The 26,043-nt window shown below is 68.7% G+C and carries 27 protein-coding genes; 19 read left to right on the plus strand and 8 right to left on the minus strand.

The genetic code is table 11. The annotated features are described in order from the left end of the window. Both RBT54_RS15820 and fae (RBT54_RS15825) read left to right on the plus strand, forming a co-directional pair. A partial coding sequence (locus RBT54_RS15820; RefSeq protein WP_320368024.1) for a RimK family alpha-L-glutamate ligase occupies window positions 1-640 on the plus strand: 640 nt, incomplete at its 5' end. 277 nt (window positions 641-917) lie between these two features. Next, window positions 918-1,427 (plus strand): formaldehyde-activating enzyme, encoded by a 510-nt coding sequence (fae, locus tag RBT54_RS15825; protein WP_320368025.1) that lies wholly within the window; start codon window positions 918-920, stop codon window positions 1,425-1,427. A 102-nt stretch (window positions 1,428-1,529) separates the two neighbouring features. On the opposite strand, the gene RBT54_RS15830 is transcribed toward fae (RBT54_RS15825), so the two are convergent. Continuing rightward, complete coding sequence (locus RBT54_RS15830; protein WP_320368026.1) at window positions 1,530-2,057, minus strand: dihydroneopterin aldolase; 528 nt, start codon at window positions 2,055-2,057, stop codon at window positions 1,530-1,532. Window positions 2,058-2,387: 330 nt separating this feature from the next. Here RBT54_RS15830 and RBT54_RS15835 point away from each other — a divergent pair, with 330 nt between their 5' ends. From RBT54_RS15835 to RBT54_RS15855, 5 genes are read left to right on the plus strand one after another with little or no spacing between them, the layout of a single operon-like run. Further along, entirely contained in the window at window positions 2,388-3,056 is a 669-nt protein-coding gene (locus RBT54_RS15835) for a flavoprotein (protein ID WP_320368027.1), read from the plus strand. After that, a complete protein-coding gene (locus RBT54_RS15840; RefSeq protein ID WP_320368028.1) occupies window positions 3,035-4,468 on the plus strand; it encodes a DUF6513 domain-containing protein in 1,434 nt (477 codons plus the stop codon). Before RBT54_RS15835 ends, RBT54_RS15840 begins: the two co-directional genes overlap by 22 nt. Then, on the plus strand, window positions 4,465-5,046 hold the full coding sequence (locus RBT54_RS15845; RefSeq protein WP_320368029.1) for a DUF447 domain-containing protein: 582 nt from the start codon (window positions 4,465-4,467) through the stop codon (window positions 5,044-5,046). The genes RBT54_RS15840 and RBT54_RS15845 overlap by 4 nt, the downstream gene beginning before the upstream one ends. Before the next feature lies 1 nt (window position 5,047). After that, the gene (locus tag RBT54_RS15850) at window positions 5,048-5,890 is read left to right on the plus strand and encodes a (5-formylfuran-3-yl)methyl phosphate synthase (RefSeq protein WP_320368030.1); all 843 of its coding nucleotides are present in this window, start codon (window positions 5,048-5,050) and stop codon (window positions 5,888-5,890) included. Between the two features lie 7 nt (window positions 5,891-5,897). Next, on the plus strand, window positions 5,898-7,310 hold the full coding sequence (locus RBT54_RS15855) for a hypothetical protein (RefSeq protein WP_320368031.1): 1,413 nt from the start codon (window positions 5,898-5,900) through the stop codon (window positions 7,308-7,310). A 214-nt stretch (window positions 7,311-7,524) separates the two neighbouring features. Here the strand turns inward: RBT54_RS15855 and RBT54_RS15860 are convergent, their stop codons facing one another. Genes RBT54_RS15860 through RBT54_RS15870 form a run of 3 tightly spaced genes read right to left on the minus strand, consistent with a single transcriptional unit; the run spans window position 7,525 to window position 10,326 of the window. Then, entirely contained in the window at window positions 7,525-8,100 is a 576-nt protein-coding gene (locus tag RBT54_RS15860) for a protein kinase (RefSeq protein ID WP_320368032.1), read from the minus strand. Then, window positions 8,088-9,221, minus strand: a complete 1,134-nt coding sequence (locus tag RBT54_RS15865; RefSeq protein ID WP_320368033.1) for a hydantoinase/oxoprolinase family protein — start codon at window positions 9,219-9,221, stop codon at window positions 8,088-8,090. Before RBT54_RS15865 ends, RBT54_RS15860 begins: the two co-directional genes overlap by 13 nt. Further along, on the minus strand, window positions 9,214-10,326 hold the full coding sequence (locus RBT54_RS15870; RefSeq protein ID WP_320368034.1) for an ATP-grasp domain-containing protein: 1,113 nt from the start codon (window positions 10,324-10,326) through the stop codon (window positions 9,214-9,216). The genes RBT54_RS15865 and RBT54_RS15870 overlap by 8 nt, the downstream gene beginning before the upstream one ends. Between RBT54_RS15870 and RBT54_RS15875 the strand changes: the two genes are divergently transcribed. The 4 genes from RBT54_RS15875 (at window position 10,325) to RBT54_RS15890 (ending at window position 12,883) form a co-directional block, all read left to right on the plus strand. Continuing rightward, entirely contained in the window at window positions 10,325-11,035 is a 711-nt protein-coding gene (locus RBT54_RS15875) for a HisA/HisF-related TIM barrel protein (RefSeq protein ID WP_320368035.1), read from the plus strand. The genes RBT54_RS15870 and RBT54_RS15875 overlap by 2 nt on opposite strands. 467 nt (window positions 11,036-11,502) lie before the next feature. Continuing rightward, on the plus strand, window positions 11,503-11,775 hold the full coding sequence (locus RBT54_RS15880; protein ID WP_040828871.1) for a type II toxin-antitoxin system ParD family antitoxin: 273 nt from the start codon (window positions 11,503-11,505) through the stop codon (window positions 11,773-11,775). A 7-nt stretch (window positions 11,776-11,782) separates the two neighbouring features. Further along, a complete protein-coding gene (locus RBT54_RS15885) occupies window positions 11,783-12,088 on the plus strand; it encodes a type II toxin-antitoxin system RelE/ParE family toxin (RefSeq protein ID WP_320368036.1) in 306 nt (101 codons plus the stop codon). Window positions 12,089-12,268: 180 nt separating this feature from the next. Then, window positions 12,269-12,883, plus strand: a complete 615-nt coding sequence (locus tag RBT54_RS15890; RefSeq protein WP_320368037.1) for a tyrosine-type recombinase/integrase — start codon at window positions 12,269-12,271, stop codon at window positions 12,881-12,883. Between the two features lie 269 nt (window positions 12,884-13,152). Here RBT54_RS15890 and RBT54_RS15895 read toward each other — a convergent pair whose 3' ends face one another. Together RBT54_RS15895 and RBT54_RS15900 are read right to left on the minus strand one after the other, a co-directional pair. After that, a complete protein-coding gene (locus tag RBT54_RS15895) occupies window positions 13,153-14,190 on the minus strand; it encodes a nitronate monooxygenase (RefSeq protein ID WP_320368038.1) in 1,038 nt (345 codons plus the stop codon). Window positions 14,191-14,203: 13 nt separating this feature from the next. Beyond that, window positions 14,204-15,367: a YbfB/YjiJ family MFS transporter gene (locus RBT54_RS15900; RefSeq protein WP_320368039.1), complete on the minus strand. Its 1,164-nt coding sequence runs from the start codon at window positions 15,365-15,367 to the stop codon at window positions 14,204-14,206. Between RBT54_RS15900 and RBT54_RS15905 the strand changes: the two genes are divergently transcribed. The 8 genes from RBT54_RS15905 (at window position 15,342) to RBT54_RS15940 (ending at window position 24,962) form a co-directional block, all read left to right on the plus strand. Beyond that, entirely contained in the window at window positions 15,342-16,343 is a 1,002-nt protein-coding gene (locus RBT54_RS15905) for a LysR family transcriptional regulator (protein ID WP_320368040.1), read from the plus strand. The genes RBT54_RS15900 and RBT54_RS15905 overlap by 26 nt on opposite strands. A 642-nt stretch (window positions 16,344-16,985) precedes the next feature. After that, window positions 16,986-18,296, plus strand: coding sequence for a formylmethanofuran dehydrogenase (locus RBT54_RS15910; protein ID WP_320368041.1), 1,311 nt, complete (start codon window positions 16,986-16,988; stop codon window positions 18,294-18,296). Continuing rightward, a complete protein-coding gene (locus RBT54_RS15915) occupies window positions 18,293-19,969 on the plus strand; it encodes a formylmethanofuran dehydrogenase subunit A (RefSeq protein WP_320368042.1) in 1,677 nt (558 codons plus the stop codon). Before RBT54_RS15910 ends, RBT54_RS15915 begins: the two co-directional genes overlap by 4 nt. 29 nt (window positions 19,970-19,998) lie before the next feature. Further along, on the plus strand, window positions 19,999-20,934 hold the full coding sequence (gene fhcD, locus RBT54_RS15920; protein ID WP_320368043.1) for a formylmethanofuran--tetrahydromethanopterin N-formyltransferase: 936 nt from the start codon (window positions 19,999-20,001) through the stop codon (window positions 20,932-20,934). Continuing rightward, entirely contained in the window at window positions 20,931-21,767 is an 837-nt protein-coding gene (locus tag RBT54_RS15925) for a formylmethanofuran dehydrogenase subunit C (protein WP_320368044.1), read from the plus strand. The genes fhcD and RBT54_RS15925 overlap by 4 nt, the downstream gene beginning before the upstream one ends. Before the next feature lie 28 nt (window positions 21,768-21,795). Beyond that, window positions 21,796-22,329, plus strand: coding sequence for a formaldehyde-activating enzyme (gene fae, locus RBT54_RS15930; protein ID WP_320368045.1), 534 nt, complete (start codon window positions 21,796-21,798; stop codon window positions 22,327-22,329). A 10-nt stretch (window positions 22,330-22,339) separates the two neighbouring features. After that, window positions 22,340-24,298 carry an aminodeoxychorismate synthase component I gene (gene pabB / locus RBT54_RS15935; protein WP_320368046.1) on the plus strand — a complete coding sequence of 653 codons (1,959 nt, stop codon included), beginning with the start codon at window positions 22,340-22,342 and terminating at the stop codon, window positions 24,296-24,298. After that, complete coding sequence (locus tag RBT54_RS15940; protein ID WP_320368047.1) at window positions 24,291-24,962, plus strand: HAD-IB family hydrolase; 672 nt, start codon at window positions 24,291-24,293, stop codon at window positions 24,960-24,962. Before pabB ends, RBT54_RS15940 begins: the two co-directional genes overlap by 8 nt. Before the next feature lie 74 nt (window positions 24,963-25,036). Here the strand turns inward: RBT54_RS15940 and RBT54_RS15945 are convergent, their stop codons facing one another. Beyond that, a complete protein-coding gene (locus RBT54_RS15945) occupies window positions 25,037-25,399 on the minus strand; it encodes a hypothetical protein (protein WP_320368048.1) in 363 nt (120 codons plus the stop codon). A gap of 149 nt (window positions 25,400-25,548) precedes the next feature. Next, complete coding sequence (locus RBT54_RS15950; RefSeq protein WP_320368049.1) at window positions 25,549-25,755, minus strand: cold-shock protein; 207 nt, start codon at window positions 25,753-25,755, stop codon at window positions 25,549-25,551. Between the last annotated feature and the right edge of the window lie 288 nt (window positions 25,756-26,043).

Below are 26,043 nucleotides of genomic sequence, written 5' to 3' on the forward strand. Positions count from 1 at the left end.
CATGACCAGCTTCCTGCTCCAGCGCGCGGGCGTGCCCACGCCACCGGCCTGGGCGCTGGAGGACGAAGCGCAGGCGCGGCGCATCCTGATGCGCGAGGCCGCGGCCGGACACAGCCTGGTGCTCAATCCGATGTTCGGTTCGCAGGGCAGGGGGCTGCAGCGGCTGGGGCCGGTCGAGGGTGACTTCGTGCCGCTGCCGGCGCTGTCGACCGTGTCCGGGTTGGCGTATCTGCAGCGTTTCGTGCCGCAACCCGAGAGTGCTGCCGCGCCGGGTTTCGATTGGCGGGTGCTGGTGGTGGGCGGGCGGGCGTGTGCGGTGATGAAGCGCGTCAGCACACACTGGATCCGCAACGTGGCGCGTGGTGCGCGCTGCGTGCCGTGCATGCTCGAGCCCGGGCTGGCGGCGCTCGCCGAGGCTGCGGCGGAGGCGCTGGGCATGGATTACGCAGGGGTTGATCTGCTGCCGGACGGCTCCAACCCTTATGGCGCGCAGGTCATCGAGGTCAATGGCGTGGCGGCCTGGCGCGGGCTGCAGCGTGTCACCGGCTTCGACATCGCGCAGGCGCTGGTGGACGACCTGCTCGCGCGCAGGCTGGGCATGGCTACGGCCGGGGCGCTGGCACAGGTGTGTCATTTTTGATCAGGTGTATCGGGTTTTGACCTTGGCCTGAACACTCATCAGGGGCCAGCCAGCCAGCGTCTGCAGGCTCCGTAGGCGCCATCGGCAGCGTGTGGGCGGGCTGTGCAGGCGGGAATCTCGTTTTCAAAGTCGGTTTTTGACCCCAGCAGGCGGACGCGGAAAAAGCTGGCACGGTTTCTGTATCAGTGATGACGATGCCGGGGTTCTGCACCCGCCCTCCGGCACCTGGTCAGCTCCCGGGCGGCCACACCACCACACATCGAATGGAGACACAAGAATGGCAAAGATCGATCGCATGCTCGTAGGGGAATCGCTGGTCGGAGACGGTAATGAAGTCGCGCACATCGACCTCATTCTCGGCCCGCGGGGCAGTGCTGCCGAAACGGCTTTCGCCACCGCGCTGACGAACAACAAGGACGGCTTCACGTCCCTGCTGGCCGTGGTCGCCCCCAATCTGTTGTGCAAGCCGGCTACGGTGATGTTCAACAAGGTCACGATCAAGGGCGCCAAGCAGGCGGTGCAGATGTTCGGCCCGGCCCAGCGCGGAGTCGCCATGGCGGTCGCCGACAGCGTCGAGGACGGCACCATCCCGGCCGCCGAGGCCGACAACATCTTCATCTGCGTCGGCGTGTTCATCCACTGGCTGGCTGAGGACGACCAGAAGATCCAGGATTACAACTATCAGGCCACCCGCGAATCCATCAAGCGCGCGGTGAACGGAGAGCCCACTGCGGCCGAGGTCGTGGCCAAGAAGTCGTCGGCTTCGCATCCCTTCGCGCCCAACTGATCTCTCCGTCGCGATGCAAAAAGGCCGGAGCGCGCGCTTCGGCCTTTTTGTTGGTGCGTGCCCGACAGCGATGCGGGCGGGCGCGCAGCGGTGCTGCCGCGCTCAGCGACGATCGCCCGGCACCATGCCGGCGCCGAGCAGGCTCAGTACCTCGGCGGTATGACGCGGGCTCGCGGGTGGCGAAGACGGCGCTGGACGGCGGCGGCGCTCGATCATCACGCCCACCCCATCGACATCGTTGAACTTGCCCGGCTTGGTCACCCGCACCCGCACCCAGTGCGCGCCGAAGCGCTCGAGCAGCAGCGCGGCGACGCCTTCGGCAAAGGCCTCGAGCAGGCGGTAGGAATGCCCGGTCAGCATCTCGTGCAGCGCGCTGTGCACCACGCTGTAGTCGATCGTGTCGCCGATGTGGTCGGTGTCACACGCCAGGCTGCGCGGCAGGCCGGCGGCGAGGTCGATGCGCAGCGGCTGGGTGTCATGCAACTCGTCGTGGTGGATGCCGATCACCGTCTCGCCGACGAAGCCGTCGATGAAGATGATGTCGAGCGCCTGGGGGTCGGCTGCATGGGCGGGGGCGTGGCCCGGCATCGGGGAGTTGGGGTCGAGCAGCGGAATGGGTTGGGGGATCAAGTCGAAGTCTCCGTCGATGTGGTTCGCGTTAGCTGCATGGGCTGCCGTGAAATACCGTTCGTAAGCGAAAAGCGCGCCAGTTGTGATGCTGCGGCAAAACGTCGACTCGTCCCCGCTCCCACAGCAAGTGCCAACCTCGCGGTCCGCCTCGCGGGCCGCCTCATGGGCCGTCTCGGTGGCCGCTTGCTTGGAGCGGCCCCAGCCGCAGGGGCGGTGCTTATAATCGGCCTCGGTGTGCCGTCGTGGGCACGCTAGTTGCTGCCAGTTATTGCGCGTGCCCCCTCGGGGAACGCGCGCAACTTTACTCGGGATTGAAAAGGTCGGTCTATTTTGCACAGCAAGCAATGGCAGGAGCAGGGCGTGGCCGGTGGCGGCGAGGCCCGCAGCGCCTTCGAGGAAGATGCGGTGTTCCCGACCGGCGGCACGGCGGGCGACATGAGCCGGCGCAGCCGCTTTGCGTGGGCGCTCACCGGCTCGGGGCACTACCTCGTCGAATGCATCGAGCTGGCGCTGCGCCTGCCCGCCATCGACCTCTTCCTGTCCGCCGCCGCCGAAGAGGTGCTGCCGCTCTACGACTACCGCATCGCCGCGCTGCGCGAGCGCTGCCGGGTGTTCCGCGACAAGACCGCGAGCTCGGTGCCGGTGGGCATGCTCTACGACGACGTCTATCACACCGTGATCGTGGCACCTGCGACCAGCAACACCGTGGCCAAATGCGCCTTCGGCATCTCGGACACGCTGCCGACCAACATCTTCGCGCAGGCGGGCAAGCTCGAGATTCCCGGCATCGTGCTCGCCTGCGACATGAAGCCGGTGGTCGTCACCAAGAGCCCGCGCGAGTGGGTTGAGCTGAAGCCGCGCAACATCGAACTCGAGAACGTCGAGCGCCTGCGCCGCATTGATTTCTGCGAGGTGGTCGAGTCGCCGGATGAACTCGAAGCACACCTGCAGCGCCGTCTGGACGAGCTTGGGCTGACATGGAACGCATCCTCTTCCTGACCGGCCGCCTTGCGCAGCACAACCTCGAGAAGGTGCTCGCCGGCATGGAGCCGCCGCCCTTCGAGTGGACGGTGCGCGAGCTCGGGCTGCAGGTGGCCGGGCTGATGACCGCCGACATGATCCACCGCCGCCTCGAGCCCGCGGCCGTGCACGGTTTCGACCGCGTGATGGTCCCTGGGCGCTGCCGCGGCGACCTCGACGCGCTCACCGCGCACTATGGCGTGCCGGTCGAGCGCGGGCCGGAAGAGCTGAAGGATCTGCCGCGCCACTTCAACCGTGCGGCCAGGGCGGTCGACCTGTCGCGCTACGAGACGCGGATCTTCGCGGAGATCGTCGATGCGCCGCGCCTGGACGTCGCCGCCGTCGTCGCGCGTGCCCGCGAGCTGCGTGCGTGCGGCGCCGACGTGATCGACATCGGCTGCCTGCCGGCAACGCCCTTCCCGCACCTGGAAGACTGCGTCGGCGCGCTCAAGGCCGAGGGCCTGATGGTGTCGGTGGATTCGCTCAACCCGCAGGAGCTGCTGCGCGGCGGGCGTGCCGGCGCCGACTACCTGCTGAGCCTGACCGCCGACAGCCTGTGGATCGCCGACGAGGTGGCCGCCACACCGGTGCTGATCCCGCGCGAACCGGCCGACGAGGCCTCGCTGGACGAGGCGATTCTGCACATGCAGCGCCTGGGCCGGCCCTTCCTCGCCGATGCCATCCTCGACCCCATCCCCTTCGGCCTGCTCGCCTCGCTGTGCCGCTACCAGCGCCTGCGCGAGCGCCACCCGGAGGTGGCGATCATGATGGGCGTGGGCAATGTCACCGAGCTTACCGAGGCCGACACCAGCGGCATCAACGCCGTGCTGTTCGGCATCGCCGCCGAACTGCGCGTGGCAGCCGTGCTCACCACCGAGGTCAGCGGCCACGCCCGGCGTGCGGTGCGCGAGGCCGACGTCGCGCGCCGCATCATGTTCGCCGCGCGCGAATCCGCCAGCCTGCCCAAGGGCCTGAGCGACGAGCTGATGACGGTGCACGACAAGCAACCTTTTCCGGACTCGCCCGCCGAGATCGCCGAGACCGCCGCCGCGGTGCGCGATCCCAACTTTCGCGTGCAGATCTCGCCGCATGGCCTGCACGTCTATAACCGCGACGGCCACCACGTCGGCGCCGACCCCTTCGCGCTGTGGCCGCGCCTGGGCCTGGAGCACGACGGCGGCCACGCCTTCTACATGGGCGTCGAGCTCGCCCGCGCCGAGATCGCCTGGTCGCTCGGCAAGCGCTACGCGCAGGACCAGCCGCTGGCCTGGGGCTGCGCCACCGAGCGCGCGGCGCAGGACATGCTCGCCTATTGCGCCCCCGGCGCCACCAAGAAGAAGCGACCGCCCGCCGAGCGGCCCGAACCCGTCCCGCAGAGGTCCGAAGAATGATTTTTGAAACCGTGGTCAGCACCCTGTCGCCCACCGGCGAGGTGCACCTCGCCCCCATGGGCGTGCGCTACGAAGGCGAGGGCGCCGAAGCCGTGGTCGTCCTCATGCCGTTCAAGCCCTCGAAGACGCTGGACAACATCCTCGCTACTCGCTGCGCGGTGCTCAACCTCACCACCGACGTGCGCGTGTTCGCCGGCTGCGTCACCGGCCGCAGAGACTGGCCGACGGTGGCGCTCGAGGGCTTCAACGGCTGTCGCCTGCAGGATGTGCTCACCTGGGTCGAACTTACGCTCACCGGCGACCACGACGACGCGCTGCGTCCGACCCTGCGCATGCGCCGTGGGCGCGAGGGTGCGATCGGCGCCTTTACCGGCTTCAACCGTGCGCAGGCGGCGGTGATTGAAGGCGCGGTGCTGGTGAGCCGGCTCGGCATGCTGCCGCGCGAGAAGGTCGAGAGCGAGATGGACTACCTGCAGATCGCCATCGACAAGACCGCCGGCCCGCGCGAGCAGGAGGCCTGGGACTGGTTGTACGCGGCGGTGCAGGCGTTCCACGCGCGCGCGCCGGAGGTCGGCTGACATGCGCATGCTGGTGAGTGTGCGCGATGTCGCCGAGGCGCAGGAGGCCATGCGCGCCGGCGTGGATTTCATCGATCTCAAGGAACCGTCGGCGGGCGCGCTCGGCGGACTCGCGCTGCCGGTGATCCGCGAGGTGGTGGCGGCGCTGCGGGCGGGCGACTCTGAACTGGATGCCGCCCAGGCGCATGTCCCGATGATCAGCGCCACGATTGGCGACCTGCCGCCGGATGCGCTCGAGCTCATCCTCGAGCGCGCCAGGATGGTGGGCGCCTGCGGCGTTGACCTGGTCAAGGTCGGCGTGCCCGGGCGCGGCGCGGCCGCGTGCGCCGTGCTGGCTGCGCTGGCCGCGCTGCCGCTGGCGATCGTGCCGGTGCTGATCGCCGACGACGGCCTGGACGCCGCCGTGATCGAGGCTGCCTGCGCGCCAGCCTTCGCCGCGGTGATGGCCGACACCCAGGCCAAGCGCGCGGGCAGCCTGCTCGAGCTGCTCGGGGTGGACCCGCTCGCGGCCTTCATCGAGCGCGCGCACGCTGCCGGGCACAGGGTGGGGCTGGCGGGCGCGCTGCGCCTGACCGACCTGGCGCAACTGGCGCGCCTGGGGCCGGACTTTGCGGGTTTTCGCAGCGCGGTGTGCGACGGCCGCCGCGAGGGCCGGCTCGACCCGGCGCGGCTCATGGCGCTGCGCGCGGCGATCGGCACAGTTGCCGCGCGCACTGCGGCCGAAGGCGCCGGTGCCGAGGGAGCCGCAGACGCAGGCGCTGCAGCCGAGGTTACGGCGCTCGCGATCGCGAAAGGCGCGCCGCAGGCGTTCGCGACACCGGCGGCGGAAGTGCTCGCCGTGTGAGCCGACGATGGCCGTGCGGCGCAATTCCGGCTCATCGGTCGCGCGTGCGTGCCGCGTGCTCGGCCTGCTGCTGGCGCTGAGCCTGGCCGGCGGCGCGGCCGCCAACATCTTCGTCGCCGACCGCCGCGAATACCGCCCCGCCGACCAATCGCTCCTGCGCTCGGTCGGGCTGCTGGTCAATGGCCGCCGCCAGGTCGGCACCGCATTCCTGGTCGGCGAGTGCCACGTCATGACCGCCTTCCATTCCGCCTTCTTCCGCGATGCGCAGGCCATCACCGGCAACGAACTCGCCGGCGGGCCGCGCACCGGGCAGGCGTTGAGTTTCCACATCGGCCCCGATCCGGTGAAGCCCGGGCTCTTTCGCAGCCGCAGCGTCGCGCGCGTGGTCGACTTCGGCAATTACCATCCGCTCGCCGTGCGCGGCATGACCGGCGACTGGGCGATCCTCGAGCTGGAAGACTGCCTGGGGCGCGAATACGGTTATCTGCCCCATCTACGCCCCAGTGGTGGTGACTATCTGCCGCGTGGGCCGCTGATGACGATCAGCTTCCCGTACGCGGGATGGAACCGAGCCGGCGTGGCGGTGGAGGAGGGCTGCCGTGCGCGCGATGCTGGGCCGGTGACCGGACTGATCGCGGTGGATTGCGCCTTCGAAGCCGGCATGTCGGGCGGTCCGGTGCTCGAGCGCCAGCCGGACGGCGAATGGCAGGTGGTCGGCATCATGCAGTTGCGCGTGTCCCCGGTCGAAGGCGTGCTGCCTGCCTTCGCGCATCGCCATCGCAACCAGATGGTGCACGCGGTGGCCTTCTTCCGCTCGCTCGAGCGCGTGCTCGCCGGCGCGCCCGTGCGCGAGACGGTGGTCGATGAGGACGCCGAGCGGCGGCTGGCCTTCGAGCGTGCCGGGGTCGAGCTGGTGCTGGGTGCGCAGCGTGAGGAAGTTCTGCGCGCGCAGCGCGAGGGTGGGCTACACGCGCAGCGTGAGGGCGGTGCCTCTGCGGGAAAGGATTTCAACCGCGCCCGGCTCGGGGACGAGTCTGCCGCGGCCACGAGCATCGCCTCCTGGCGCGGCGACCTCGACGCCGATGCCGTCGACGAGCTGATCCTGCGTTTGTGCCGGCCCGAGGCCGAGCGCGGGCAGCGCTGCTCGATCCATGTCCTCACCCAGGACCGCGCCGGGCGTCCGCGTCTGACCGGCACGCTGGCCGACGCCCCGGGGCCGGTGCGCCTCGGGTTCGCCCAGGTCGATGGCTGGCGGCCGCTGATCGTCGGTGAAGGCGGCGCGCGCCGCGGGCTGGTGTTCGACGGCCGGCGCGGCCGCGACCCGCGCGGCGCGCCCGTGCCGGCGGGCGAGGGCAGCGAGGAGATCATGAAGGTCGAGACCCTGGTCGGGCCGCTGCCCGAGGCAGCCAGCCCGCGCTGAGCATCGGACCACCGTGCTGCGGCGGAGATCGCTGAAGGCGCGAGCCCCCGTGAGCGCAAGTTCGGGGGGAGGCAAGCACCTGAGGAATCAAGCGCCTGAGGAGGCAGGCACCTGAGGAGGCAGGCACCTGGGGGGAGCGGGCTTGCCCGCAAAAGCAGCGGCTCAGCGGCGACCTTCGCGGGCGATCTCCCACGAGCCGGCACCCCCTCATGGCTCACTTAATCAGCCGCTCGAGCCCGGCGCGCGTCACCACGTCGCAGTTGATGCCGGCCCGCGCGCACTGCGCCGCGTAGCCGGGGAAGGCGCGGTCGACGATGCCGGCGGTGGCGAGCGCGTCGGGGGTGGCCTGTGGCGGCACGGGGCAGGATTTGACGAGCACCACGCTGCGGGCGCCCAGGCGCAGGGCGAGCCAGGCGGCCAGGCTGTCGCTGGTCACGTCCCAGGTGGTGAGCGCGTCGGGCGCAGCGCGTTGCAGGGACAGCGGCAGCCAGATCGCTGCGCGGCCCGCGTCGAGGCAGGCACGCAGGCTGGCGTCGGAGTCGGCCAGCGCGAGCCGCGGCTCCAGCCCGTGCAGCAGATGCGCGGACTGGGCCATGCCGAGCACCGCCATGTTGTGGGCGCAGACGTCATTGGCCCGCCATTCCTTCTGCACCGCGCGGGCCGCGTCGGCGAAGGGACCGCCACCGGGCACGATCACGGTCTGCCCGGCAGCCTGGGCGGCGAGGCGGCTCAGCCACGCCGGCAGCAGCGGGTCGTGCAGCAGGCTGCCGCCGAGTTTCACGATCTGCATGGCGAGCCCGAGACCGGATGGGCGGCAAGCTCGGCGACGGCCACGCTCGGCGCGCACACCCGCGCCCAGTCGGCGCAGTCGGGCGCGACCGCGGCGAGCGCATCGAAACCGACCCAGGGGTGGCCGAGCGTATTGGCCAGTTCGCGCACCAGGAAGGCGCCGCAGCCGGCGCTGACGAAGGGCGCGGAGGCGGGCAGTCCGGCCCGTCGGATCACGCGGACGAGGTTGCGGCGGATCTCGGCCAGCATGTGCGCCCGCCAGCGCAGCGCAAACTCGCGCCAGTCGTCGGCACCGGCATCGCGCGCGTCGTGGCCGATCATGCGCGCCAGGCGCAGCCGGCTGCCGGCCTCGTCGCGCGCGCCGCCGTCGGCGGGCGGGTAGTGATCGTGCGCGGGGTCGAGCTCGCCGGTGAGGCGGAACACGTCGGCCGTGGTGGCGAAAAATTCGTTCATGACGTTGTAAGCGGTGCCGCGAAAGCGGATGCGCCGGGCGAGCGCGCACAGCGGGCTGCGCACCACGCCGAGGTACACCAGCTCGCCGCTCGCCAGCCGGGTGGCGTCGCTGCGGCCGATCGGGATCGGGCGGCAGGCGCGGATCGGGATCAGGTCGGTGGTGGTGCTGCCGATGTCGATCAGCACGGCGTCGGGCAGGCGCTGCGCGACCAGGCTGGCGGTGGCGAGCCAGTTGGCGGAGGCGACCGCCGGCCACTGGGCGGCGGCCGCGGATGCGTCCAACCAGCCAGCCTCGCCGGCGTAGAAGCGGGTCGCAGCGCCGAGGCGGTCGGCGAGGTGGTCGCACAGCGCGCACACGCCGGCCTCGCGGTCGGGGAAGAGGTCGGTCATCTCGGCGGTCATCGTCACCGCGTGGCGGGCGTGGGCGAAAGCGGGCCAGCGTGCGCGAGCGGCCTCGATCGCCGCGTCCAGGTGTTCGAGTCCGGTCCACAGCGGGGTGGCCCACTGCGCGATGGCGGTGACCGTTCCGCCTTCGAGCAGGCTGGCCTTGACGTGGGCGCCGCCCACGTCCCAGCCGATGAGCGGGTGGGGTGTTCTGGCCGCGTCCTTCGTCGGGGCGGCCGTGGGGGCGGCCGAGGGTGCTGCGTTGGGGGCGGGGGTTTCAGGCATGTTCGCTGGGCGCATCGGCGGTTTCGGTGGCTGGGTTGGCAAGTGCGGCGTCGTGGGCGGAAATGATGTTGGCCGCGAGGTTTCGTTCGCGCCGGGAGGTGCCGAGTGGCGTGCCGGCGCCCGGCGGCGGGGCGGCGAGTCCGGCGTAGGCGCAGGTCAGGCGCGGGTTGATCTCGATGATGCACAGCCGGCCGTCGGGCTGCCGGACGAGGTCGAGGCCGACGAAGCCGGCCAGCCCGGGCACGGCGGCGGCGCAGCGCCCGGCGAGGTCGCGCAGCGCCGGCGTGACGGGCTCGACCCCGGTGTCGACGCCGGCATAGCCGAGCTGACCGTCGGCTGCCACCGTCAGGCGCTGGCGGTTGACGCTCAGCACCTCGGCGCGTCCGGCGGCACACAGCAGCGACAGGCTCAGCGCGTCGCCTTCGACCCAGGCTTCGAGCGTCCACCGGGCGGGCATACCGTCGTCAGGCTGCGCTTCACCAGAACCGTCAGGCGCGTTGGCCGAGGCCAGGGCCGCACGTGCGGCGGCGAAGTCGGCGAACACGCGGGTGTGTTCGCTGCCGGCGCCGTCATCGGGCTTGAGCACCCAGCGTCCCGGCTGCACGGGCGCCGCCAGGCCCGGCGCCCACGCTTGCGGGGTGGGGATGCCGTGCGCGGCGAGGCGCTCGCGGGTGCGCGTCTTGCTGGACGAGACCCGGATCGCGTCGGCGCTGCAGCCGATCCAGCGTGCAGGCGCCACTGCTTCACAGAGCGTGAGCAGGCAGTCGTCCGTCTCGGGCGCGATCACCCACACGAGGTCGAACGCCGTCTGCTGCGCGCGCAACCAGACGGCAAGATCGTCGACGCCGGCGGTGGCCAGGCGCTGCGCGGCCGCAGCGCCTGCGTGCATGGGCCGATGCTCGGGCAGCGGCGCCAGGCCGGCGTCGGCGACGCCGATCTGCAGGCCGGCCAGGGCGCTCAATTCGCCCAGCAGCGCATCGCGCATGCGCACGCCCTGGGCGAGCAGGGGTTCGCCCGCGGCGGTCGCCGGCTCGGTAGGCGCGGCTTCTCCCAGCCCCCCCGCGCTGATAAATTCGAGCACCAGAATCCGTCGAGTCCCTGTCATGCAGCTCATTCCCGTCATCGACCTGATGGCCGGCCAGGTCGTCCGCGGCGTGCGTGGCGAGCGCAGCGCCTACCGGCCGATCCGGTCGTCCCTGTGTGAATCGAGCGCGCCGCTCGATCTCGCCCCCCGCCTGCTGGCGCGCGCAGCGAGCGATACCCTTTACATTGCCGACCTCGATGCGCTGATGGGCGGCGCCTTGCAGTTCGACATCCTGGCCGCGCTGCTCGAACGCCTTCCCGCGGTGCAGTTGTGGGTCGACGGCGGCTTTCGCGACGGCGAGTCGATCGAAGCCTTCCGCCAGCGCCTCGGCAGGCACGGCGATCGCGTCACCCCGATCGTCGCCAGCGAGTCGCTGCCCGACGCCCCCACTGCGCGCCGCTGCCTCGAAGCCCACCGCGCGCACTGCATTCTGTCACTCGACCGCCGCCAGGGGAGCCTGCTCGATGCGGCCGATTGTCACGCGCATCCCGAATGGTGGCCCGATCGGGTGATCGTGATGACGCTCGACCGCGTCGGCGCAGACGCGGGGCCCGACCTCGACACCCTGCGCAACGTGCAGGCCCTGCGGCCGGACGTGCAATTGATTGGCGCCGGTGGCATCCGCGACGAGACCGATCTGGAGCGCGCCGCCGCGTCGGGCGCGAACGCCTGGTTGGTGGCCTCGGCACTGCACGACGGGCGTATCGGTGTGCAACACCCCGGCGGGTGATACAGGAATCGTGCCAGCTTGCGGTGGTGGATAGGTCGCTGCCGATCGGCCCGGAGGAGTCATGGTGACGTGTTGCTGCGAGATAGGGGCGTTCGTGGTCGGACTTAAACGATGGCAGCGCCCCTGCGAGGCGTCTATCGTCTCGGCGGGCCAGCGGCGGGTGTGTGAGTGGAGCAGGCGTAACGAATGGGAGTTGGCCGAGTGCTCTTCGGCCTCAGCGCCCATTCGCCAGCCGCTGCCAGTGCAGCGGCAATGCTGCAGAAATCTGTCGCTCACTTGCCATCCCGCGAACTGGGACTTCTGCCCTGGAAGGGCTTCGGTACATGTTCGTACGCACAGGGTAGATTCCCGCACCGCTAGTCCAACAAAGCGTGGATCGTCGAGGCGGCGCGAACGCGCTGCCAAGCGCACAGGCAGTCGGTTTAGTGGCAAACTATGCCATTACTTGACATCGCCTGGAGTACGCCATGTCCCTCAACGTCTCCTTACCACCAGAGCTGGAAAACCGGGTGCGGCAGCACGTCGAATCTGGCCTCTATAGCTCTGCGAGTGAAGTCATCCGCGAAGCATTGCGATTGTTCGAGGCCTACCAGGGCGTGCAGGCGGCGAACCTGGCCAGCCTGAAAGCCGACATCGCCCAAGGCGTCGCCGACATCGAGGCGGGCCGGGTGCGCGAGCTCGACATCAACGAAATCAAGCAACGCGGCCGGGCAACACTGGCAGCTCGGCGGCCGGCGTAGCGACGGCGTGAGCAAGGTTCGACATTCCGCCAGTGCGGAAAACGATTTGCTTGAGGCTTGGCTGTTCATCGCCGAGGACAGCGTCGAGGCCGCCGACCGGCTACTCGATCAGATCCGAAACGATTCGCGAACACTGCTCTTGCAGCCGAAAATGGGCCGGGCTCGGGACGAACTGGCGGTCGGCCTGCGCAGTTGGCCGACGTCGACGCCCTACATCCTGTTTTATTTCGTTGAGGACGATGGGATCACCGTTGCGCGCGTCCTCCACCACGCCCGGGATGTTCCCGCGATCTGGAACTGGCCAAGCCACTGAGGGCGCGCGGTAAGCGCCATGCGTTGCAATCTGCCGATGTAGCGCAGGCGCTCATCTGGCCGCTGCTGGTCAAGATCACCAGTCCTCGCGCTTAGTCGTACGCGGAGGGTGCCTTCCCCGATAGCCGCCTGCCACCACGAGTTCAAGAATCAGGCTCCGATCAACAGCAAGGAGCCGATCATGGAAACCCGCGAACATCGGGAAGCCTGGAACAAGGGAAAGCTGGTTGGCCAGAAGGCGCCGCTCAAACCCAAAGACATCTGGGCCATCCGTATCCATCTGCAGAACGCGCACGCGGTGCGCGACCTCGCCATGTTCAACCTCGCGATCGACAGCAAGCTCAGAGGCTGTGACCTCGTCAGCCTGCGGGTGCGTGACGTGGCGCATGGAAACCAGGTGCTCTCACGCGCCATGGTCTTGCAGCGGAAGACTCAGCGGCCCGTGCAGTTCGAACTGACCGAGCCGACGCGCACGGCCGTGGCCGCCTGGATCGCGAAGGCCGGACTGAGGTCGGAAGACTTCCTCTTTCCGAGCCGGCTGCACGACTCCCCGCACGTCTCCACCCGGCATTACGCGCGGATCGTCGAGTACTGGGTGGTGGTGGCCGGCCTCGATCCGTCCGCCTACGGTACGCACTCGATGCGGCGCACGAAGGCGACACTGGTCTACAAGCGCACGAAGAACCTGCGGGCTGTTCAGCTCCTGCTGGGGCATTCCAAGCTCGAGTCGACAGTGCGGTACTTGGGCATTGAGGTGGATGACACGCTGGAGATCTCTGAGCAGATCGAGATCTGACGCTGGAGTAGCCGCCCGCCGAGCGTCTATGACCAGCGGGCGGCCGCTTACGGTGGCGATGCCGAGAGGGCACAATCGGCCAGGAGCAGGCGCACACGCAACGCCAGCGCCTCAACCTCCAACGACAGGTTGCCGATCAAAAACCTGTCGTTTCCCCATCTCTCTAGCCAGGGCGGTGTACCGGAGAGCGGCAAGGCAGATGCCGCTCACGTGCGCTTGCGGCGCGAGTCTCATTGGGTGGCAGCCTACCTCTCGAGCGAGCACGGCTCTCAGGCCAGAAGCGCCAGCGCTCGGGTCAACTCGCCGGCAGCCATCTCTTTGCAACCCGAGACATTCTGGCCGGCCCACAGCGGAGAGAAGTCGCCGCTCCCCAAGCTTTCCGCTTTGGCCCGCAACGGAAACGATGTCGATGCAGCCATTGGGAATTCCGGCGCCTGCGGGTTCATCGGGCCGAGCTCTCGCATCAGGCGATTTACGATGCCCCGCGCAGGCCTGCCGGTGAAGACGTTCGTCAGCGCGGTGACTCGGGCCGAGTCGCTCTTCAGCGCAGCGCGATGAATCGCGCTGGTTGTCGCCTCCGGACACAGCATGTAAGCCGTACCCACCTGCGCGCCAGTGGCACCCAAGTCCATTGCGGCCCGGACGCCTCGCGCGTCGGCAATGCCTCCAGCGGCGATGACCGGGAGCCTGACTGCACGAACAATCTGTGGCACCAGCGCGAAGGTGCCCACCTGGGTATCGACGTCTTCCGTGAGAAACATTCCACGGTGCCCGCCCGCCTCGGCACCTTGCGCGATGATCGCATCGACACCCTGTGCTTCCAGCCAAAGCGCCTCCTCAACGGTCGTTGCCGAGGAAAGGATCTTGGCCCCGTCCGCGCGAACCCGGGTCAGCAATTCCGGAGCGGGCAGTCCGAAATGGAAGCTCACCACGGCCGGCCGATAGGCGCAAACAAGGTCCGCCATCTCGTGGTTGAACGGCATCCGCGCAGGACCGGCTGGAACGTCGGCGGGGTCCATCCCGAATTCGGCGTAGTAGCCTGCAAACAGCGCGTGCCACGCTCGGGTCTTGAACTCGTCAGGCTCGGGAGGGCGATGGCTGAAGAAGTTGAGGTTGAACGGGCGAGTCGTCCGTGCGCGCAGGGTATCGAGTTCCTTGCGCAAGGCGTCCTTGGAGAGCATCGCACACGGGAGGGAACCCAGGCCGCCGGCGTTGGAGACGGCAATCGTCAGCGCGCTGTCCTGCACGCCGGCCAGCGGCGCCTGGATGATCGGAAGTTCGATGCCAAGAAGTTCTAGTAACGACATGATCCATGTCCTTTTACGATCGTTGCTGTTTCGGCGCAGAGGCAACGCCATCACGCCAGAGCCAGATGGAGGTGGTTGCCAGAAGCAGGCTGGCTGCTGCGCTGGCCAGGCTCAGCGCGTCCCATCCGGCAACGCGCGTGTCACCGATCAGGCGTACGAGCAGCGGGCCGGCGATTTGTCCCGCTGCAAAACCGGCGGTCATGCGGGCCAGCAGCGGCGTCGGGTTCGCAGGCATGCGCTCACGCGCCAGTTGAAGACCCGCCATGGTGGCGACCATGAAGGTGCCGCCCACCAGAACCGCAGAGGCCGCCAGCACCCACAAGGCGGGCTGCAGCAGCGGTAGCAGGGTGCCCACCGCCATCACGCCCTGTGCGATCGCCCAGACCTTTCTGCGCGACCAGCCATGCAGCCTGTGCGCGGCAAAGGCGACGGAGAATGCCGCCGCCGTACCGAAGATCGGCCAGGTGAGCCCGAACACGAGCGGATCGGACACCAGTTGCCTCGCCATCGTGGGCAGGAAGGTCGCGGGAACGATGTAGCCGAAGCCGAAGGCGCTGTAGCAGAGCACCACACCAATATTTCCGCTTCTGACCGACGGCGCAGGGCGCCTTCGGACGTCAGCGCAGGCGGAAGGGGCCGACGCGGCGGAATGCCTCGGCAGATGCCACATGACGTACAGCGCTCCGGCAATGGCCAGTAACCCGAGCTCCACCCACAGCACCACGGCTGCCTGGGTGCCGCCCAGCCATGTCATGACACCGGTTGCCGCGATCCCCAGCCCCACCCCCGTGTAGATCCATCCCCCCAAGGCCGCCGAGTTGCGACGCGCCAGTTCGGGCAGGCACCAGCTACTGGCGCATACCAGCACCCAGGCGCTGAAGATACCCGCGCTACCCTGGAGGACCATGCCCAGCCACGGCAACGCAACGTTGCCCCAAGCCATCGCGAGGGTCGTCGCGGCAACACCGACCAGCCCGATCTGCAGGCCATGCCGGGGACTGCGCGCAAACCACGACGCGCTGATTGCGCCGAGGAGGTAACCGACGTAGTTCGCGGTCGCCCATTCCGTCCCCGTCACGGCGTCCAGGCTGCCATCCCGCACCATCAGCGGCATCATCGGAGTGAACGCGAACCGACCGATACCCATTGCAATGGCCAGTGCGACGAGGCCGATCAAGACGACCGATCCGGGCTGGAGCGATGATGAAGAGCGTGTATCCATGGCGAGATTAGACTCCCGTGGGCTAGAATCGAAAAGTGAATTTAAAGAGAAAAACGTTCACGTTATGAGAATAATTAACCTCGAAGATCTGCACATCTTCCGGTGTGTAGCCCTCGAGGGCGGTGTGCTGCGTGCGGCAGCGCAGCTCAACCGGGTGCCCTCCAACGTCACAACCCGCATCAAGCAGTTCGAGGCGCGACTGGGGACGCCGCTTTTTCGCCGACAGGGGCGGAACGTGGCGCTGACCGATGCAGGTCGCCTATTGCTCGGGCACGCCGAGCGTCTGTTGAGACTCGCCGACGAGGCCGAGCAGGAGCTCTGTCATGGGGTCAAACGTGGCTGCCTGCGCCTGGGGGCGCTGGAGAGTGCTGCCAGCGTGCGCCTGCCCGTCATCCTCTCGCGTTACCACGCGGCGCACCCCGAGACACACGTGGAACTTCAGACTGGAACGACCGGGGCGCTGCTTCGCCAGCTCGACAATCACCAGATCGAGGCAGCCTTCGTATCCGAGCCATTCGATCGGGCTAGCCTTTCTTCGGTCGTCGCTTTCGAGGAAGAGTTGGTTCTCATCACCGCACAAGGCAGTCCTGACATCAGCAGCCCACAGGATCTCGCCGACAACTCCGTCGTGGCCTTCCCGCATGGCTGCTCATACCGGCGTCTGCTGGCCGACTGGTTCTCTGCAGCGGGCGTCACGCCGAGTCGATTCCTCGACCTCGGCTCCTACCACGCCATCGTGGCCTGTGTGGCAGCCGGAACGGGTGTTGCCATCATGCCGACGAGTGTCCTCGACCATGCAGTCATGGGCACATCCGTTCAGCGACACGCTCTGCCGAAAGCGATCCGAACTAACCGAACGCAACTGGTGTGGTCAGGGGATCCAAGCGGGCAACTGAGAGTGTTGCTTGAAATGCTGCAAGTCGGTAGATAGCCAGTGTCGGAAAGGGAGCACATCCAGGGCAAGCGACCGGGGAGCGCTGATCGAGAGCATCAGCAGAGGTGGGGTGGTCAGCCTGAAGAAGCATCCGGCCGCTTGATGATCCGAAAGCCGACTTCGACCGTGCAAACATCATCAGGCAGGTCAGGGTCGGTAGCTCCAGTTGGCAGAAGGGAGAAGCCGCTGTTCACCGTCGCCTGATGCTCGAACGGCAGGTGACCAGCACATTGCGGCCTGACTGCGCCATCAAGCCTCCGGCAGCTGAGGCCGATGACTTGCCCGAGCCCAAAGCGAGACTGCCGACCGGACCTCGATGCGTAACCTGCCACTGGCGTCCGGCGAGATTTCTCCGCCGCCATCCATCTTGATGACGGAGCGCTGCGACCCAGGCAACCTGCGTTTCCGACGACCCGGATCGTGCTTCCGCAGCGCCCGGGTTCGCCGTTTGCCATGGGCAGAGCGAACTTCCAAGCCTGCTCAGTTGTGACACAGTCGGCCGCCACAGTGCGGCGGCGTTGTGCCAGAGTTGAACGCCACCGGGTGGCAGCGCGGCAGGGCCCCGGGCAGCGACCTCGCCCGGGGGCTGGCATGTGCCTGCAGGCTCGACTTGGCATATCGCTTGCATGGAGCGTGCGCATGAGTACGACGACAGAAACGAATCCCACCGCGTCCGTGTCCGGTGCAACTGCGCAGCCGGCGAGCTGGACCTGCCCATTCTGCAGCCTGTTGTGTGACGGCTTTTCCGTGCGTGCAGGGCCAGCGCTGGAACTGATCGGCAGCGACTGCCCGCGTGCGTGCGCAGGACTCGCCGCCTTCGATGGCCTGGGGCGTGTCACGCCGTGCGTCGATGGTGCGAGTGCGAGCCTCGAGGCCGCGCTCGATGCCGCCGCCGACCGCCTGGCGGCAGCGCACCTGCCGCTGTTCGGCGGGCTGGCGACCGACGTGCAGGGCATGCGCGCGCTCTACCAGCTGGCCAACGTCGGCGGCGCCATCCTTGACCACGCCCATGGCGAGGCGATGATGCCCGCGCTGCGCATGCTTCAGGACCGCGGGCAGATGTTCACCACGCTGGCAGAGATCCGCAACCGTGCCGACCTGATCGTGTGCATCGGCACCGACGCGGTGTCGAACTTTCCCGAGTTCTTCCGCCGCTGTGCGCCGCCCGCGGGGCAGGACTCGGCGTGCAGGGTGGTGTTCCTCGGCGCCGGTGAAGGCGCGCCGACGGCGGCAGAGATTCCCTGGGCGAGCGCGGTGGAGTCCGTGCGCCCGGCTGGCGACATCTTCGACACGGTGGCGATGCTGGCGGCGCTGGTCGATGGCCGGCGCATCCCCGACCCCGATGGCGCGCTGGCCGCCCTGGCTGACGCCATGCGCAGCGCCCGCTACTGCGTGCTCGTCTGGGAACCCGCCCGCCTGCCACCGCACGGTGCGCTGGTCGGCGAGACCCTGCTGCGCCTGCTGATGAACCTGAACCGCAAGACCCGCGCCGGCGCGTTCACACTCGGCGGCAACGACGGCGCGCAGACCGCCAACGGCGCGATGAGCTGGCTCTCCGGCCTGCCGCTGCGCTCGCGCGTCGGGCCGCAGGGCGTGGATCACGACCCGCTCCAGTACGCCAGCGCACGCCTGCTCGACGAGCATGCGGTGGATCTGCTGCTGTGGGTGGCGAGCTTCACGCCCGATCTGCCGCCACCGCAGACCGCGCTGCCGTGCGTCGTGCTCGGTCATCCGGCGCTGGCAAAGGCGTGCGCGCAGCCCGGCACCGTCTTCATCCCGGTGGCGACGCCGGGCATCAACGCCGACGGCCACCTGCTGCGTTCGGACAACGTGGTGTCGCTGCCGCTCTACGCGGTGCGCGACGACGGCCTGCCCACCGTGGCCGAGGTGGCGCGGGCGCTGGTTGCGCGCCTGACGAGCGGCGCCGCGGCGAAGGAGGGCGCGCAATGACGACGATCCGGCTCAAGGGCGGGCGCGTCTACGACCCCGCCAACGGCGTCGACGGCGAGATCCGCGACATCTGCATCCGCGACGGCCGCATCGTCGCCCTGCATCCGCAGGACAAGGTCGACACCGAATACGACCTCGCCGGTTGCGTGGTGATGGCCGGCGGCATCGACCTGCACACCCACATCGGCGGCGGCAAGGTGAACCTGGCGCGCATGATGCTGCCCGAGGACCACCGCCTGAACCGCCCGCGCGACTCGCTGCTGGAACTGGCCTCCAACGGCTGCTGCACCCCCGGCACGCTGGAAACCGGCTACCGCTACGCGCAGATGGGCTACACCGCCGCCTTCGAACCGGCCATGCTGGCCGCCAACGCGCGCCAGGCGCACATGGAGATGGGCGACACGCCGATCCTCGACCACGGCGCCTACGTGATGCTGGGTAACGAGGAGATCTTCCTCGAGATGCTGGCGCGCGGCGAAGACCCGCAGCGCATCCGCGACTACGTGGGCTGGTCGATCGGCGCCAGCAAGGCGATGGGCGTCAAGGTGGTGAACCCCGGCGGCATCTCGGCCTTCAAGTTCAACCAACGCAAGCTCGACGTCGACGAGGATCACGTGCATTGGCAGGTGACGCCGCGCAAGGTGGTGCACAGCCTGGCGCGTGCGCTGTCCGAGCTCGGCGTGCCGCACCCGCTGCACATCCACGCCAGCAACCTCGGCGTGGCGGGCAACATCGACTCCACGCTCGCCACCATCGACGCCCTCGAGGGCTTGCCCGGGCACCTCACCCACATCCAGTTCCACAGCTACGGCAGGGAAGGGCCGAAGAAGTTTTCCTCGGCGGCGCGCCAGCTGGTCGAGCGCGTCAATGCGGCACCCAACGTCAGTATCGACGTCGGCCAGATCATCTTCGGGCAGACGGTTACGGCTTCGGGCGACACCATGCGCCAGTTCGCCAACGCCGACCTCGGCAGCCCGCGCAAGTACGTCGGCGGCGACATCGAGTGCGATGCCGGCTGCGGCGTGGTGCCTTTCCGCTATCGCGAGCAGAGCTATGTGAATGCGCTGCAATGGGCGATCGGGCTGGAGATCTTCCTGCTGATGGACGACCCCTGGCGCGTGGTGCTGACCACCGACCACCCCAACGGCGGGCCCTTCACCAGCTACCCGCACCTGATCAAGTTGCTGATGGACAAGCGCTTCCGAGACGAACAGCTCGCGCGCCTGCATCCGGACGTGGCGGCGATGGCCGACCTGCGCGAGATCCGCCGTGAACTCTCGCTGTACGAGATCGCGATCATGACCCGCGCCGCGCCGGCGCGCCTGCTCGGGCTCACCGATCGCGGCCAGCTCGGCGTCGGCGCCGCGGCCGACATCGCGGTGTATCGCGAGGAGGCCGACCGCGAGGCGATGTTCGCCACCCCGGAATACGTGTTCAAGGATGGGCGGCTCGTTGCGCGCAAGGGCCGCATCGAGGCGGTGCCGGTGGGTGGCACGCACTTCGTCGAGACCGACTACGACCCGGCGATCGAGAAGACGGTCGAGGCGTATGCCGACCGTCACGCCAGCATCAGCTATCGCCACATGAAGATCGGCACCGACGAGCTGTGCTCGTGCAGCAACGGCGGTGCGCTGCTGGCGTGCAAGGTCCACGGACGCGGGAGGGCGCTATGAGCAGCCCGGCGCAGCAGACGACAAGCGCGATGACAACAATGCCCGGCAACAGCGCGACGGTGAACGGTGTGATGATCGACGACACCTTCGCCGAGGCCTTCCCGATGAAGGCGACGCGGGTGCTGATCACCGCCCACAACGAGACCTGGGCCCGTAACGCGGCGGTTTCCATGACCGGCTTCGCCACCTCGGTGATCGCCTGCGGCTGCGAGGCCGGCATCGAGCGCATGCTGGGCGCGGACGAGACGCCGGACGGCCGGCCGGGCGTGTCGGTGCTGCTGTTCTCGATGTCCGGCAAGGAGCTCGCCAAGCAGCTCGAGCGCCGCGTCGGCCAGTGCGTGCTGACCTGCCCGACCACCGCGATCTACGCCGGTCTGGATGAAGGCGAGGCGATCGCGCTCGGCAGGAATTTGCGCTTCTTCGGGGACGGCTGGCAGATCTCCAAGATGATCGACGGCAAACGCTACTGGCGGGTGCCGGTGATGGACGGCGAGTTCGTCGCTCAGGAGACGACCGCGCTGGTGAAGGCGGTCGGCGGAGGCAACCTGCTGCTGCTGGGGCGCGACACCGACGCCGCGCTCGCCGGCGCCGAGGCTGCGGTGGAGGCGATGCGCGCGGTGAGGGGCACGATCATGCCGTTCCCGGGCGGGGTGGTGCGCTCCGGCTCCAAGGTGGGCAGCAAGTACCCCGCGCTGATGGCCTCGACCAACGACGCCTTCTGCCCGGCGCTGACGCCGCTGGCGAAGCACAGCGAGCTCGACGCCGACACGCGCTGCGTGATGGAGATCGTCATCGACGGCCTGACCGAGGCGGACGTTGCCGCGTCCATGCGCGCCGGCATCGCCGCCATCGTCGCGCGCGGCGGCGCGGCCGGGGTCAAGCGCATTTCCGCTGGTAACTACGGCGGCAAGCTCGGACCCTTCCACTTCCATCTGCACAAGCTGATCGGGGAGGGCGCGGCATGAGCGCGACACCAGGCTGGTGCCTGCGCCTGAAGGCGCAACCCGATTTTCGCGTCGATTTCGGCGGCGTGCTGCCGGCGCGGCTGGCGGCGATGACGGCGGACGAGGTCGCACGCGTCGAGGTGCGCCATGGCAATGCGGTGCTGACGCTTGGTGAGCTGTTCGCCATCGTGGCGCTGGGCGATGGCGGGCCGAGCACGGAGCTTCGCCTCGAGGGCGATCTGTCGCGTTTCGACGCCATCGGCCACGGCCTGGACGGCGGTGTGCTACGCGTCGATGGCGCGGTGGGCGACCGCCTGGGCCTGTCGATGCGCGCGGGGGAGATCCGCGTGCAGGGCAGCGCCCGCCAGCTCGCCGGCTGCGAGATGGCGGGCGGCTTGATCGAGATCGCCGGAGACGTCGGTGACTTCGCCGCCGGCGTGCTGCCCGGCAGCATGGACGGCATGCGCGGCGGCACGCTCATCGTGCGCGGCAAGGCCGGCGCGCGCTGCGGCGACCGCATGCGGCGCGGCACCGTGGTGCTGCATGGCGATGCGGGGGATTTCCTCGCCTCGCGCATGGTCGCCGGCACGATCGCGGTCGCCGGCCGGGTGGGCGCGCACTGCGGCTACGGCATGCGCCGCGGCACGCTGGTGTTCGCCGGTCCGCAGCCCGTGGTGCCGCCGACCTTCGTCGCAACGCATCACGATATCGTTGTTTTCTGGACATTGCTGCGCCGCAGCCTCGCTTATCATGGCGGCCCTTTTGCTGGCCTGCCTGCACGCGCGCCGCGCCGCCTGGTGGGCGACCTGGCGGCGGACGGAAAAGGCGAGTGGCTTCTGCCCCGAGCGGACTGATTTGCACGATCCAATCCACGGAGATTTCATGAGCAAGAACTACGTTTTCCATGCCGGCGAAGCCACCGTCCTCGCCACCGAAGGCCAATTCACCGACGCCATGCCCGAGATCCTGATCGGGCGCACCGACGGCCCGGTCGGCCAGGCCTTCGCCAACATGATGGCGCAGAGCAAGGGCCACACCGCGATGTTCGCGATCCGCGCCTGCAACCAGATGGTGCGCCCGGTCACGATTACCGTGCCCAAGGTCACGTTGAAGGACTCGGCCAACATAGAGCTCTTCGGCGGCGTGGTGCAGTCGGCCACCGCCGACGCGGTGCTCGACTGTGTGATCGAGGGCATCATCCCGCGCGACGTGGCCGACGAGCTGTGCATCATCAGCCTGGTGTGGATCGACCCGCGCTGCGCCAAGGCCCCCAACCTCGACAAGAATGACATGTACCGCACCAACTACGAGGCCACCAAGCTCGCCATCAAGCGCGCGCTCAACAACGAGCCCGGCTTCGACGAGCTGATCGCCAACCGCCACAGCATCAAGCACGACATGGACGACTGGAGCTGAGACGCTCGCTATGACCTGCTTCGCCCTGCTCGACGACTGCCACGCCACCGCCGCTGCGCCCACCAGCCGGCTGTACACCGGCTTCGTGCGCGAGCACCGCTGCGACGACCCCGCCACGCTGGATGCGGTGTGGGCCGCGGCCGACCGCGACCTGCGCGCCGGCCTGCATGCGGTGGTGCTGGCCGACTACGAGTGGGGTGCGCGCCTGCTGCACGCCGGTCACGAGCGCCTCGCTCCCGAGCATGAGGGCTGCTTGCGCGTGCTGATGTTCGGACACATGCAGCCGCTCAGCGCCGACGCCGTCGATGGCTGGCTGGCGGCGCGCGAGCGCGACGAGACCGGCGGCGACGGCATGGACGGGAATGCGCCTGCCGCGGCCGGCGTGCTCGACATCCGCCCCTCGGTGGACCACGCCGCCTTCTGCGACGCGATCGCGCGCATCCACGCCGCGATCGGCGAGGGCGAGACCTACCAGGTCAATTACACCTACCGGCTCGACTTCCGAACCTTCGGCGCGCCGGTGAGCCTGTACCGTCGGCTGCGCGCGCGCCAGGCGGTGGCCTTCGGCGCCTTCATCGCGCTGCCGCCGGGCACGGACGGGCCGGATTACGTGCTGTCGTGCTCACCGGAGCTCTTCCTGCGCAATGCGGGCGGACGCCTGTCGGCGCGGCCGATGAAGGGCACCGCCCCGCGTGCGCGCGAGGCCGAGGGCGACAGCGAGATCGCGCGCATGCTCGCCGGCGACACCAAGAACCGCGCCGAAAACCTGATGATCGTCGACCTGCTGCGCAACGATCTCGGCCGCATCGCCCGCACCGGCAGCGTGCGCGTGCCGGCGCTGTTCTCGGTCGAGGCCTACCCGACCGTGTTCCAGATGACCTCGAGCATCGAGGCCGAGCTGCCCGACGACACCGGCTTCCCGACGCTGCTGCGCGCGCTCTTCCCCTGCGGCTCGATCACCGGCGCGCCCAAGCACCGCACCATGCAGATCATCGCCGAGCTCGAGAACACCCCGCGCGGCCTCTACACCGGCAGCATCGGCTGGATCGACCCACCTGCACGCCCGGACCAGACCTGCGGCGACTTCTGCCTGTCGGTGACGATCCGCACGCTGACCCTGCAGCAGCGCGCCCCCTGTGCCCACAGCGCCCAAAGCGCACACAGCGCCGGCTGCGATGGCCGCATGGGCGTGGGCGCGGGCATCGTCATCGATAGCCGTGCGGAGGAAGAATTCGAGGAGTGCGCGCTCAAGGCGCGCTTCCTGACCGGGCTGGACCCGGGTTTCAGCCTGTTCGAGACCATGTACGCCACGCGCGCGGACGGCATCCGCCAGATCGAGCGCCATCTCGCCCGCCTGGCAGCGAGCGCGGCAGCGCTGGGTTTCGCGTGCCCGCGCGCCGAGCTCGTCGCTGCGCTGCGCCAGCAGGTCGCCGGCCTCGCCCCTGGCGTGCCGACGCGGATGCGGCTGGCGCTGCACAAGGATGGCCGTTTCGAGATCGTGGTGGCCCCGCTCGAACCCTTGCCGTCCGGGCCGGTCGAGGTGCTGCTCGCGCCTGCGCCGCTCGACGACCCGCACGGCCTTTTCGCGCACAAGACCACGCTACGCAGCCGCTACGACGCCGGCATCCGTGCGGCGCAGGCGAGGGGCGCGTTCGACACGCTGTTCTTCGACTCCGACGGCTGGCTGACCGAAGGCGGGCGCAGCAATGTTTTTGTGCGCATCGACGGCGAATGGCTGACGCCGCCGGTTGGCCGTGGCGTGCTGCCGGGCACGATGCGCGCCGCAGTGCTGGGCGATGTCGAGTGGTCGGCGCGCGAGCAGGCGCTGCGGGTGGAGGATCTGTTTCGCGCCGAACGCATCGTGCTCACCAATGCACTGCGCGGCGTGCTGGAGGCGCGGCTGGCGCCGGGCGAGACGGAGCAGTTCTGGCAAACGACGACCGAAATTGCCCCCGGCAGCCGTGGCTGACGCGCTCGCGCTGTTCGACCTGGATTTCACGCTGATCCCTTTCGATAGCGGGCTGCGCTGGGCACGCTTCATGGTGGGCGAGGGTGTGCTTGCGCCGGGTACCGACGAGGCCTACCTTGATGTCTGCCGCGGCTATGTCGCGGGCCGCACGAGCATCGAGGCCCTGCAGCGCTTCGCCGCGCAACACCTGCTTGCGATCGCGCCGGAGGATGTGCCCGCGCTGCAGGCGCGCTTCGAGGCGGCGATCCGCGCGGAACTGCCGGCCGCCAGCTGCAGCCTGGTGGCGCGCCACCAGCAGGCCGGCGACCTGTGCTGCATAGTGACCACCACCAACGAGATCGTCGCGCGCCCGTTTGCGCGCGCCTTCGGCATCGCGCATCTGCTCGGCAGCCAGCCGGTCTTCGAGAACGGCCGCTTCACCGGGGAGTACACCGGCCCGCTATGCCACGGCGCCACCAAGGTCGAGCGCGTGGAGGCCTGGTTGCGAGGGCGTGCTGTCGATCCCCCCGCCGCCCGCTTCCGCCGGCGCGTGTTCTATTCCGATTCGCGCAGCGACCTGCCGTTGCTCGAATGGGTCGACGCACCGATCGTGGTGCGTCCCGACCCTGGCCTGCGCGCCCACGCCGAAGCATGCGGCTGGCCGATCATCGAGCGCCTGGATTGAAGACGGCCGACCCGGGCTCCTTCACTTCCAGAACGGGAGCAGGTCGGGGAAGGAGGGGGACCCGTCCGAGCGCCCTATTCGATCGGCGCAAAGCCATAGTAAGAGCCGTAGGCAGAAGGCGCGGGCGCATAGGCTGCGACCTTGATCGCATCGGGCAGACTGATCGTATCGGTGAAGCCATCGATGCCGCGCTCGTTGCCTTGCCACCTGGCCTCGACCTGCTTGTCCGACATCCCGTCAAGCTGGAGATTCTTGTCGAGGCGCGCTGACCGGTATTCGAACGCCGTATCGTGGGCGATGAACAGCGTGTGCGGGCAGGCGGTGATGCGGGTCTCGTCGCTCGGGTCGGCGCCCATGACGCGCACGCCGCAGAACGGGCAGTGGACCGGCGTGTAGTAGAAGGTCTTGAGTTCGGTTCGTTGTATCAGCTGGGGCATTGAGCTCTCCGTGTTCGATAGGGCTGATCGGACGGCCCAGCGCGCAGCGCCAGAATGCACTGCGTTCTTCGGGGGCCAAAAAGCAAAAGGCCCGACTCTCGTCGGGCCTTGAGACGACCTGCGCTTGAAGCGCGTGGTCGCGGTGCAGCTTAGTCGGCGGCGCGGATGTTCGACGCCTGCAGACCCTTGGGACCGGTCGTCACGTCAAAGCTGACGCGCTGGCCTTCCGCGAGGGTCTTGAAACCCGAACCTTGGATCGCCGAGAAGTGGGCGAAAAGGTCATCACCGCCCGCTTCCGGTGTAATGAAGCCAAAGCCCTTGGAATCGTTGAACCACTTAACAGTACCTGTTGCCATGTCTTGAATCTCCTGAGAATGGGGAAAGCCCCCTGAATGGGGCGAGTATCAAGACAGCAAGGTATGACTTGGGGGAATTCGATCGAAAAATCGGATACACCAACAAACAAACTACATGACTTGAATATCGCTGCGTCGAATTATGGGTGAAGCTCGAAAATAATCATAGTTTTATTTTCGTTATTTTTTTGGGCGCAGCTCTGCGCCCTTGCCCTTGCCGTTTTCCAGGCCTGCTCGCCGTCCTGTGGTTGAGCGCGCCGCCGGGGATTCACTGCCCCCGCCACGGGT

This window comes from Thauera sp. (genome assembly GCF_034003485.1).
Taxonomy (GTDB): domain Bacteria; phylum Pseudomonadota; class Gammaproteobacteria; order Burkholderiales; family Rhodocyclaceae; genus Thauera.

Bases quoted from the DNA above. Each gene is read 5' to 3' on its own strand.
- fae (WP_320368025.1), top strand. From the start codon at position 918: ATGGCAAAGATCGATCGCATGCTCGTAGGGGAATCGCTGGTCGGAGAC.
- RBT54_RS15840 (WP_320368028.1), top strand. From the start codon at position 3,035: ATGGAACGCATCCTCTTCCTGACCGGCCGCCTTGCGCAGCACAACCTC.
- RBT54_RS15845 (WP_320368029.1), top strand. From the start codon at position 4,465: ATGATTTTTGAAACCGTGGTCAGCACCCTGTCGCCCACCGGCGAGGTG.
- RBT54_RS15850 (WP_320368030.1), top strand. From the start codon at position 5,048: ATGCGCATGCTGGTGAGTGTGCGCGATGTCGCCGAGGCGCAGGAGGCC.
- RBT54_RS15855 (WP_320368031.1), top strand. From the start codon at position 5,898: ATGGCCGTGCGGCGCAATTCCGGCTCATCGGTCGCGCGTGCGTGCCGC.
- RBT54_RS15860 (WP_320368032.1), bottom strand. From the start codon at position 8,100: ATGCAGATCGTGAAACTCGGCGGCAGCCTGCTGCACGACCCGCTGCTG.
- RBT54_RS15865 (WP_320368033.1), bottom strand. From the start codon at position 9,221: ATGCCTGAAACCCCCGCCCCCAACGCAGCACCCTCGGCCGCCCCCACG.
- RBT54_RS15875 (WP_320368035.1), top strand. From the start codon at position 10,325: ATGCAGCTCATTCCCGTCATCGACCTGATGGCCGGCCAGGTCGTCCGC.
- RBT54_RS15870 (WP_320368034.1), bottom strand. From the start codon at position 10,326: ATGACAGGGACTCGACGGATTCTGGTGCTCGAATTTATCAGCGCGGGG.
- RBT54_RS15880 (WP_040828871.1), top strand. From the start codon at position 11,503: ATGTCCCTCAACGTCTCCTTACCACCAGAGCTGGAAAACCGGGTGCGG.
- RBT54_RS15890 (WP_320368037.1), top strand. From the start codon at position 12,269: ATGGAAACCCGCGAACATCGGGAAGCCTGGAACAAGGGAAAGCTGGTT.
- RBT54_RS15895 (WP_320368038.1), bottom strand. From the start codon at position 14,190: ATGTCGTTACTAGAACTTCTTGGCATCGAACTTCCGATCATCCAGGCG.
- RBT54_RS15905 (WP_320368040.1), top strand. From the start codon at position 15,342: ATGGCCAGTGCGACGAGGCCGATCAAGACGACCGATCCGGGCTGGAGC.
- RBT54_RS15910 (WP_320368041.1), top strand. From the start codon at position 16,986: ATGAGTACGACGACAGAAACGAATCCCACCGCGTCCGTGTCCGGTGCA.
- RBT54_RS15915 (WP_320368042.1), top strand. From the start codon at position 18,293: ATGACGACGATCCGGCTCAAGGGCGGGCGCGTCTACGACCCCGCCAAC.
- fhcD (WP_320368043.1), top strand. From the start codon at position 19,999: ATGACAACAATGCCCGGCAACAGCGCGACGGTGAACGGTGTGATGATC.
- RBT54_RS15925 (WP_320368044.1), top strand. From the start codon at position 20,931: ATGAGCGCGACACCAGGCTGGTGCCTGCGCCTGAAGGCGCAACCCGAT.
- fae (WP_320368045.1), top strand. From the start codon at position 21,796: ATGAGCAAGAACTACGTTTTCCATGCCGGCGAAGCCACCGTCCTCGCC.
- pabB (WP_320368046.1), top strand. From the start codon at position 22,340: ATGACCTGCTTCGCCCTGCTCGACGACTGCCACGCCACCGCCGCTGCG.
- RBT54_RS15945 (WP_320368048.1), bottom strand. From the start codon at position 25,399: ATGCCCCAGCTGATACAACGAACCGAACTCAAGACCTTCTACTACACG.
- RBT54_RS15950 (WP_320368049.1), bottom strand. From the start codon at position 25,755: ATGGCAACAGGTACTGTTAAGTGGTTCAACGATTCCAAGGGCTTTGGC.